The following is a 9,210-nucleotide window of genomic DNA, read 5'->3' on the forward strand; positions in this document are numbered from 1 at the left end:
CCATGCAAATCGTCGCCTACGTCCGCGTTTCGACTGTCGGTTCTGTATCGGGATCATCAATCCTCACCAATGAGCGTTGGAAGCTTTTCCTCAAACAATCGATTTCCGGCTTCCCAGAGGATCTCTGTCGGGACGGTCTTGGAGAACTGCACACGCACGTGATCGTGCTCGCCCGTCGTTGAATTCTCGTACTGGAAATGAACCGGCCCGAGATCAGGGTGGTCATCATCGCGGTGCCATCCGCAGTTGAAGCCCGTATTCGGGTCGTAATAATGAATCTGATAATAGACTGCATCACCGTGGAAGCGCCACTCGACTCGGAGTTCTGGAGCCTCGGGTCCAGTCGGCGGATGTACTCGATCTGGATCAATGGTCGCCCGTAGCCACGCTTTGATGATGCTATCGGGTTCATACTGGACGGCCGTAATCTCCGGCTGACGGTCGAGTACTCCCCTCAATCCACGGTAAACACTCGGATCGGTTGTGCCTGGAAGACCCATCAAACGGATCTCAGGCGGTGATGGTTTCGCGTTCGGTCGCCCAGTCGTACTCGCGGAGGGCCGTTTGCACGAGTGGGAGGCGGGTTTCGAGTTGCTCCCACTCGCTGGCAGCCTCACGGCGGGATTCCCTCTCCTGCTCGTCATCGAGAGTGGCGAGACTCGACCGGAGTTCGCCCGGTTGGTCAACGTCGTAGGTTGCCTTCCAGTCGGTGATGCGGTCGCGCATCGATTCGAGCGCGGTAGTGAGTTCCTCCCGGGTGTGCTCGCGCTGAAGGGTGGCCACTTCGCGGTAGGATGCCATGAGTTGATCGAGAGCGTAGAGCGTCTGTTCGCCTTGCTCGACTCGCAGAAGTACGTTGTCCTCGACGAGTTGGTTGAGGTATTTCTGGGCGGTCTTAACTGAGACCTCCGTCTCTTCGGCGATCCACGAGGCGGTACGAGGCTCCCGAAGCGTCCAAGCAGCCGCTCGGACGCGTTCGCCGCGGGTTCGCGATGAACGGGTGCTGCGGTCGGCGCGTTCGGAACTCTCGGAAGGAGCAGTCGGTTGCTCCTGCTCATCCGAATGCTGAGCTGTTCCAGAATCGGACTTTTCAGACATATCCTGTCTACAACCTGCTGGAACATATATCCAGCGGTTTGTGTATATATTCTCATCCGCCGCGAAAAATCTATATCGCCATGCAGTTTACAGCACCGGATATACACTTCTGTAGACCTGAAGTGGCTGTAATCGGCGGAATTAGCGATTTTGCTGTTTACTCGTGCTTAGTCCAATAAGGACGAGTACTTTTACAAGCAACCCCGCCCTCTGCCACAGCACACCAGATGCGACAACCCAGAACCCGGGTTACTCGCCCCGAGAACGACGATCGATCGAACGAACGCCACGGAGGTTCGTAGCGTGGTCCGGATCGACGCCGTCATTGAGGACTTCCTAACGGACAAGGGCAAGGGCCAGCGCGGCGAGAGCGGGAACTACCGCCAAGACGCTAGTCGAGAGCTCGGTCGGTTTGTCGACTTCCTCGCTGATCACGAGGACGTCGTGACGACATTCGATGGACTGGAGTCGGGCCACCTCCGCGAGTACGCGCGCCACCTCGCCCGCCAGGGCTGGACCGCGGGCACAGTCCGCACCTACTACGCGTACATCTCGGCGTTCTGTAGCTGGGGAGTTCGCGAAGGTCATCTCCCTGAGAACGTCGCCCAGCGCCGCAACGCGACCGAGCCGATTCCCGACGACGGCGGTCACAAGAGCGGCGACCAGCAAGCGTGGTCTGCCGAGGATCGCCAACAGCTCACCAGCTTCGTCGACGAGCAGACCCACACTGCAATCGATGAGATCGGTGAGGCTCGAGAGGCAGCAATCAAGGCCTGCCGCGACCGCGCGCTGGTGTACCTTTTGTCGTATTCCGGCGTGCGGGGTGCGGAGGTTCTTCGCGATCGGGGTGATGAGAGACGTCAGGGGCTCTACTGGGAGGATGTCGACCTCGAAGACCGCTATGCGACCGTGTTCGCGAAAAAGCAGCGTCTCGACGATCGGGGGCTTCCCCAGCCAGTACTCCATCCACTACAAATGTCCCAGAAGATCCTCGACGCGCCGAGCGAGAACTGGCCGGTGTTCCCCTCGTTCCATCGCCCGACGCTCTCGGAGTGTCTGACCGANATGTCCCAGAAGATCCTCGACGCGCCGAGCGAGAACTGGCCGGTGTTCCCCTCGTTCCATCGCCCGACGCTCTCGGAGTGTCTGACCGATGGGCTGACCGCCCGCGGATACACTGAAACCGAGATCGAAGAGCTGCGCGCGGACCGCTCGCAGATCGAAGTCTGCATCGAATTCGATGTCACGCCTCCGTCGATGACGACCGGTGCCGGGCGACACGTCCTCAAGGGGCTGTGTGATGAGGCAGGTATCGAACTCGGTGACGTCCACGACTATCTGATGCCCCACGGCGCTCGACGCGGTGCCGGTGAAGTTCTCGTGCGAACGTCCGGACACGCGGCTGCCGCCCGAGCTCTCGACAACTCTGAAGAGGTCGTTCGCGAGCACTACTCGCATATCGAAGCCGGCGAGCTCGCCGACCAGATGACCAACGCGTTCCAAGAAGCGGATCAGTCAGGCGGATCCGGCAACAAACGAGAGTAAGAGACTCTTCTGGTAGCCTCGATCAGTGATGTTCCTGAGAGCGTCTATTCATTGTCGGACTTAGTTAGCAGACGCACTATCCCGATCGCAAGCCCAGAAACCGCCGTGAGCGAACGACGTTCAGATACAGCTGAAAAGCGAGGCGCAGTGAGATTTCAGTGCTTCATGCTAAAATCCACCGGACTCGACGATTGTTTGTACGAGATCGACTTGGATTTTGTGGAGCGAGAAGCAACGCTATAACTGTTTATAAGCCTAAGTATCAGTTGTATTTTATCAATCTTTCTATTTCAAATACTGTATTAATTCTTGGAGTATCGGGAATCACTCGTACACGGTCCATGATCCATAACTGGGTACACAAGGCAAAGCTACAGCCCGAGTCCGGGCGGACGCCGGATCACGTCGCGGTCGACGAGACGGTGATCCGACTCGATAACGAGCGCTACTGGCTGTACGTTGCCGTCGCTCCCAAACCCAACGAATAATTCCAGAAAAGCTTGAGACCACTAGAAACAACGCTCTCGCTCATAGCTTCTCCGCCGAACTCCGTGAGAGATACCACGTCAAGGGTGCCACGTTCCTCGTCGACGGTGCGGCACCGTTACACGAAGCCTGCCGCCGACACAGCCTCGATTTCCGCGACGAGTGACACGGAAATCGCAACACCGTCGAACATATATTGTTGATAAAACGGCGTATCTTCTCGTTTTCGTATTGTTTTAGTCATACCAAGGCAGAAACTGACGGCGAGTGGTTGCGATCATTCGCCTTCGTACAGAATCTACTTATCTAAACATTACCGTTTCAGAGACAACAAACAGGATCCGGGCTTCGAGGATTGCGAGGTCGAGCGGACCGTAGGTGTCAATCGCATCGTATCTGCTGATGTTGGCCTACAGAATTTTCCGGTTGAGTGTTGCCGATAGCGCTCTGGGAACCGCGCTGTCACAAACGACGTCGCTGTGTAACGATCTCAAACACTCGTTGAAAGAGTCGGTGCAGAATCTGTTGCCATGGACGCTGAAAACCGCTGATAAGGGCGTAGACGGTCTCATGGAGGAACTTGAAGGGTCTTTGTATAGGTGCGAGGTCACGTCACCTATTCGTCTACGTGCAAATCTGAGTAACAAGTGTACTACTGTTATTCTAATGTTTCCGACCGAATCTGGATAGTCGTCGTTGGGGGTCCGTCTCGTCCGACCCCTCCCTCCACCAGTCGTCGGTATCGGTTTGACTGATCACCGAGGCGACAGCGATATTGGACGTGCGGATAATAGAGACATGCTTGTTATTCGGTTCCGCGTCGGTTTGCTTCCACGCCCTGCAGGATGCGTTCACCGCCTCAAGTCGCCGAGAATACGAGGAGGTGCGACAGGATGAGTAGAGACCCTGTTCGGTAATTGATCGCGGTTCGTGATCGGGTCGCCGTCTGCTGATTCTACGAACGAATGAGACGGCAAAAGTGGCCGGCAGTAGCAGTTTAAGTGTGTCCTCTCAAACCGCCACGCCGGCCGATGTGTTGGATGACACGCCGGTTGCAAAGGTGCTGCGGTCGGCAAAGCGCCGCGTCATCGCGGCGCTTGACCTCGATTTCCTCGACGAGTGGATGGACAACGGTCCTGGCCGCAATCCGAAGTACGACCGATCACAGATGCTCCGCGGGCTGCTGCTCTGTACGGCCGAAGTCAAGTTCCAGTTCCGCGAACTCGAGGAGTGCTTCGATTCGATGATCGGGCGTCTCATCTGCGATTTCGACGATGAGACGCCCGTTCTCAGCACTATCTGGGAGTGCTGGAACAGGCTCCAACCCTACATCCAACGCGTCTTCGACCGAATNTTTCGACGATGAGACGCCCGTTCTCAGCACTATCTGGGAGTGCTGGAACAGGCTCCAACCCTACATCCAACGCGTCTTCGACCGAATCGTGCAGTTGCTCGATTCGGTCGGCCTCTATGGCGATCGCTTCGCATTCGATTCGACGCATCTCCCATGCTCACAAACCGATCCTGATGGTGTGTGGATGTGGGAATCAGCGTCCGAGGAGTGGGTCTACGGCTACGGATTGCTCGTCGCGGTCGACTGCGCCAGCGATCTTCCCGCTGGCGCAGTCGTTGTCCAGCGCAAACAGCATCCGGAAACTGCGACGCTCGAATGCTTCGAGCGTCTCGTCGAGAACACGGACGTCACGATGGTTCTTGGCGATTCGGCGTTCGATACACTGGAGTTTCACGACCGGTGTGTAGACCGGCAGATCCTGCCGGTCTGCACGTACAATCCGCGGAATACGGCTGATCCGCTCGATATCGTGTTCCGGATCGAGGATATCACAGAAGAGAGTGGTGTCCAACTCGACCGTGGCAAACTTCAGGACGCGTTCGACGGCAGAATCGCCGTCGAACGCTTTTTCAGCACGTCCAAAGAGGACGATCGTCGCCTCGCTTTCCGGGTGCAAGGTCGCCAACGCGTAGAAACACACGTTGGCTTGGTGCTGATCGACCGCCTCCTCACCGCGCTAGCGAACCGTCTCGATGATCCGACCGCCAACCTCAGGAAAGCGAAGCCGTGGTAATTACCGAACAGGGTCTGAGTAGAAGTTGATCTGTACTCGCTGAATAACACGAGATGCCCCGTCCGAGAGTATCGTACGATATATTCAAATACGGGTACAGGCGTGCAATCTGTTGTGGAAACGCTTATAGAACAGTATCAATACAAAAGAAATAATCGCCGATGATCGGGGTTCCGACCGCCATCCGGAGTTAATTCGCCGGCAGTCGGTCTCGGTTCGAATATTGCGAACACTATCTCTTATTGTAAAATATTCTGACCGAGAACACCGACTTGTGCTCGCATGCGAGATGGTACTATGGACTTGTCTCGATCTAGGGGCTGCACGGCAAAACACTATAAATGAAGGTAAACGCTATGTATACTCACCTATACGTCGACCATTGTTCGGGCTAGTTCCCCTTCTCCATGGTATTTGAGGATGTGCCACAAATTTACACGGATACTGCTTCCCTCATTCGCTGCGTCTCGACGAAAAACAGAGGTTCTGGAGTTGTTCTTCCGTTCGAATCGATCGTCACGAATCGTCGGACGAACGAATCGACGTATCTTCGAATCAGATTTGGTATATCCATTATATTTCTTGAAGAAGTTCTGCGGTGGCCGACGGTTCGTTGCGGCGCGTCATCAGTTCACATATTCCAAACGTTTATAGTAGCCGCCACGAACTATCGTATATGACCGCCTCGTTTTCCAGCCGGGAGCTCACGACCGTCACGACGGCGATAGACATCCTTGAATTTGTCAAAGGTCGGAACGGCACGACGATGGCCGAACTCGTCGACGAGTTCGGGATGGCCAAAAGTACCGTCCACGGGTACCTGTCGACGCTGGAGCGAAACAGCCTGATCGTCCGCGAGGAAGAGGAGTACCTGCTCGGACTCCGACTAGCTAACCTCGGCGAGCACGCCAAAACGAGAAACGACCTCTACCCGCTCGCAGAGTCGAAGGTCGTGGAACTGTCCGACCGACTCGACGAAGGGGCGAACTTCCTCGTGCCGGAGGGCGACCGAATGATCGCGCTGTACTGCAAGCAGAACAACCCGAAAGACCCCATCTTCACCGTTGGCCAGCACTTTGGCCTTCACAATACGGTCAGCGGGAAAGCCGTACTGGCGGAACGCTCCTACTCTCGTTTCGAAGCGATGCTTGATCGGATCGAGCTCGCGGCGACGACGCAGAAGACCATCACGGATCAGGGGAAGCTCCACGAGGAGATCGAGCGAGTTCGGAAGCAGGGGTACTCGACCATCGACGGCGAACTGGTTGAGGGGCTCCGTTCGGTCGGTGCGGCTGTCACGTACCCGGACGGGCGCGTCTTCGGTGCGTTTGGAGTCGGCGGGCCCGAATACAGGATAGACGAGAAGCGCCTCCACACGGAATTCGTCGACGTGATGCTGGAGGTCGTCGACGAACTCGAAGCGGAGATCGAACGAGCACTCCAGGAGGAGCCGGACGTGAACTGACGAGGGACGAACACCCCCGTCCCACCATTTGACCGCCTCCGACCACGGTCCTGGCTGTACGTATAGTCGCATGGAGATGGGCGAATGACTGGGATACGCCGACCGAAGACGCCATGTCCGCGACCATGCGTATCGCCCATAACGGGTCGTGTGGTCCCTCAACACAGGTTTTTTGTACGGGAGTACCGACGCTACGCGTAGATGGCGTACATCGTCCGGATGCCCAAGATGGGCGTAGAGATGCAGACCGGGATTCTGCTTGACTGGCACGTCGACAAGGGGGACGCCGTCGAGGAAGACGACGTGCTCGCCGAGATCGAGTCCGAGAAGACCACCGCAGAGGTCGCTGCCCGGGAGAGCGGTGTTCTCCGCAGCAAGGTCCTGGAGGCCGGAGTCGAGATCCCTCCCGGGACCGCGATGGGAGTCGTAGCCGGTGCCGAGGCGTCGATCGAGGACCTACTGGCGGAAATCGAGGCAGAAGGTGGCGACATCGAGACCGACGCCGAACCTGATAACGCCGCCACTACGACCGCCGACGGTGCGGAGCAGTCAACCGCGGAGGGATTCGGACAGTCGCCCACCACCGAGCGCTCGACCGCGGGACACATTGACGAGGAAGGCCGGGCGACACCGAAGGCTCGTCGCCAAGCTTCTGAAGCCGGCCGCTCACTGTCGGGAATCACCGGTTCCGGTCCAAAAGGAGCCGTGACGGAGGATGATGTCGCCGCGACACTCGGCGAGGGTCCAGCCACGAACGCAACAATGGGGACGGTCGAACCGGCTTCGGCGACGCCAGAACTGGTAACCCCTCGTGCACGAAAACGGGCATCGGAACTGGGAGTTGACCTGGCGGAGGTGGCAGGAACCGACCCGCACAGTTCGGTTCAGGCGGCCGATGTCGAGTCGGCAGAGCCGGTCACTGCGACGGGTACGCCGACGGCTACCGGTGGGGGGGACGACTCGACTCGTCCGGGGGAGGGTGAGCGGACGGTCGTCGAGGAACGGGCTCTTGGTGGGATGCGGTCGACGATAGCGCAGCGATTGAGCCAGAGCTGGGACGCCCCTCACGTCACCGTCGACAGGCGGGTCGACGCCGAGGCGTTGCTCCTGGCGGGAGCCGAGAGCGACGACGTGATCTCGATCACCGACGTGCTGTTGAAGGCCGTCAGCCACACTCTTGCCGAGTATCCGGCGTTCAACGCGACGTTCGAGGACGACGCCCATCGAATCTTCGAGGAGCACAACGTCGGAGTCGCCGTCGACATCGACTCCGGCCTGGTGACGCCTGTCGTGCGCGACATCGGGTCGAAGTCGATCGCCGAGATCGCCTTCGAACGAGGGTCGTTGACCGAACGTGTTCGGAGCGGACGACAGCGCCCAGAGGACCTCCAGGGCGGGACGTTCACGGTCTCGAACCTCGGTGCGTTCGGTGTCGACTCTTTCACTCCTATCATCAACCCACCGGAAGTCGCTATCCTCGGCGTCAACGCAATACGCGAGGACCCCCACCGGACGGAAACCGGCATTGAGTTCCGGCAGACCATCGGGTTCAGCCTCTCGTTCGACCACCGGGTCGTCGACGGGGCCGACGCTGCCAGGTTCCTCGGGACGCTTGCCGACTGCTTGGAGGACGCCACGGACCTTGTCTGACGGATTCTCCTGAAAACCGTATCCTCATTGATCAAAACAACTATGTGCGAACGTGGATAACCGAATATCGATGACAGAGATCGACTTTACTACAGCCGACGGTAAAGCGGAGGCACTCCGCCGGATGCTCCTCGCCAGGGAGTTCGAAGACACCGTCCAGGACCGATTCGCTGACGGGGAGATTCCGGGATTCGTACACCTCTCGCAGGGCCAAGAGGCGGTCGCAGTCGGCGTGTGTGGGACGCTGACCGACGACGACTATATCACGAGCACGCACCGCGCCCACGGGCACAGTATCGCGAAGGGACTCGACCCAAACCGGGCGCTAGCCGAACTGTACGCCAAGGAGACCGGCTACTGCGAGGGCAAGGGCGGGTCAATGCACGTCGCCTCCCTCGACGAGGGGATGCTTGGCGCGCAACCGATAGTCGGCGCGAGCGCACCGCTGGCAGTCGGTGCCGGAATTACCGCACAGTACGAGGACGCCGACTGGGTCTCCGTCGCCTTCGTCGGCGACGGCGCAACCGCCGCGGGGCAGGTCCACGAAGCCTTCAATTTCGCCGCCACCTGGGGACTACCGGTCGTGTTCGTCGTCGAGAACAACCTCTACTCGGAGGGGATGCGGTTCGACGAACAGCACAACATCGAGGACCTTGCAGACATGGCCGCGAGCTACGGCATCCCGGGTGAGATTGTCGATGGACAGAGCGTCGAAGCGGTCCACGAGGTAACGGCAGAGGCACGCGAGCGCGCTCTCGAGGAGGGTCCGACACTCATCGAGGCGAAGACCTACCGGTACCGGGGCCACTTCGAGGGAGACCAGCAACCCTACCGGACGAGTGAGGAGATAGCGGAGTGGCAGGAACACCGCGACCCGAT

General features: G+C 58.5%; 7 protein-coding genes and 1 pseudogene. 6 read left to right on the plus strand and 2 right to left on the minus strand.

What is annotated here, in order from left to right; genetic code table 11:
* Nucleotides 1-56: 56 nt before the first annotated feature.
* Both C450_RS22540 and C450_RS04645 read right to left on the minus strand, forming a co-directional pair.
* Nucleotides 57-500, minus strand: coding sequence for a hypothetical protein (locus C450_RS22540; protein WP_193788297.1), 444 nt, complete (start codon nucleotides 498-500; stop codon nucleotides 57-59).
* 10 nt (nucleotides 501-510) lie between these two features.
* Nucleotides 511-1,098: a DUF7342 family protein gene (locus tag C450_RS04645; RefSeq protein ID WP_005040673.1), complete on the minus strand. Its 588-nt coding sequence runs from the start codon at nucleotides 1,096-1,098 to the stop codon at nucleotides 511-513.
* 303 nt (nucleotides 1,099-1,401) lie between these two features.
* On the opposite strand from C450_RS04645, the gene C450_RS04650 reads away from it, so the two are divergent.
* From C450_RS04650 to C450_RS04680, 6 genes and pseudogenes are all read left to right on the plus strand, one after another.
* Nucleotides 1,402-2,643: a tyrosine-type recombinase/integrase gene (locus C450_RS04650; protein ID WP_005040675.1), complete on the plus strand. Its 1,242-nt coding sequence runs from the start codon at nucleotides 1,402-1,404 to the stop codon at nucleotides 2,641-2,643.
* A gap of 165 nt (nucleotides 2,644-2,808) precedes the next feature.
* Nucleotides 2,809-3,439, plus strand: a pseudogene (locus C450_RS04655) (IS6 family transposase).
* A 964-nt stretch (nucleotides 3,440-4,403) separates the two neighbouring features.
* Nucleotides 4,404-5,216, plus strand: coding sequence for a transposase (locus C450_RS04665; protein ID WP_080510259.1), 813 nt, complete (start codon nucleotides 4,404-4,406; stop codon nucleotides 5,214-5,216).
* A 676-nt stretch (nucleotides 5,217-5,892) separates the two neighbouring features.
* Nucleotides 5,893-6,681, plus strand: a complete 789-nt coding sequence (locus C450_RS04670; RefSeq protein WP_005040686.1) for an IclR family transcriptional regulator — start codon at nucleotides 5,893-5,895, stop codon at nucleotides 6,679-6,681.
* A gap of 201 nt (nucleotides 6,682-6,882) precedes the next feature.
* A complete protein-coding gene (locus C450_RS04675) occupies nucleotides 6,883-8,331 on the plus strand; it encodes a 2-oxo acid dehydrogenase subunit E2 (protein WP_005040688.1) in 1,449 nt (482 codons plus the stop codon).
* 70 nt (nucleotides 8,332-8,401) lie between these two features.
* On the plus strand, nucleotides 8,402-9,210 hold an 809-nt coding region (locus C450_RS04680; RefSeq protein ID WP_005040690.1), incomplete at its 3' end, for a thiamine pyrophosphate-dependent dehydrogenase E1 component subunit alpha.

The sequence above is a fragment of the Halococcus salifodinae DSM 8989 genome, from assembly GCF_000336935.1.
Classification (GTDB): Archaea; Halobacteriota; Halobacteria; order Halobacteriales; family Halococcaceae; genus Halococcus; species Halococcus salifodinae.

Coding starts and splice junctions, on each gene's coding strand:
- C450_RS22540 (WP_193788297.1), bottom strand. CDS start 500: ATGGGTCTTCCAGGCACAACCGATCCGAGTGTTTACCGTGGATTGAGG.
- C450_RS04645 (WP_005040673.1), bottom strand. CDS start 1,098: ATGTCTGAAAAGTCCGATTCTGGAACAGCTCAGCATTCGGATGAGCAG.
- C450_RS04670 (WP_005040686.1), top strand. CDS start 5,893: ATGACCGCCTCGTTTTCCAGCCGGGAGCTCACGACCGTCACGACGGCG.
- C450_RS04675 (WP_005040688.1), top strand. CDS start 6,883: ATGGCGTACATCGTCCGGATGCCCAAGATGGGCGTAGAGATGCAGACC.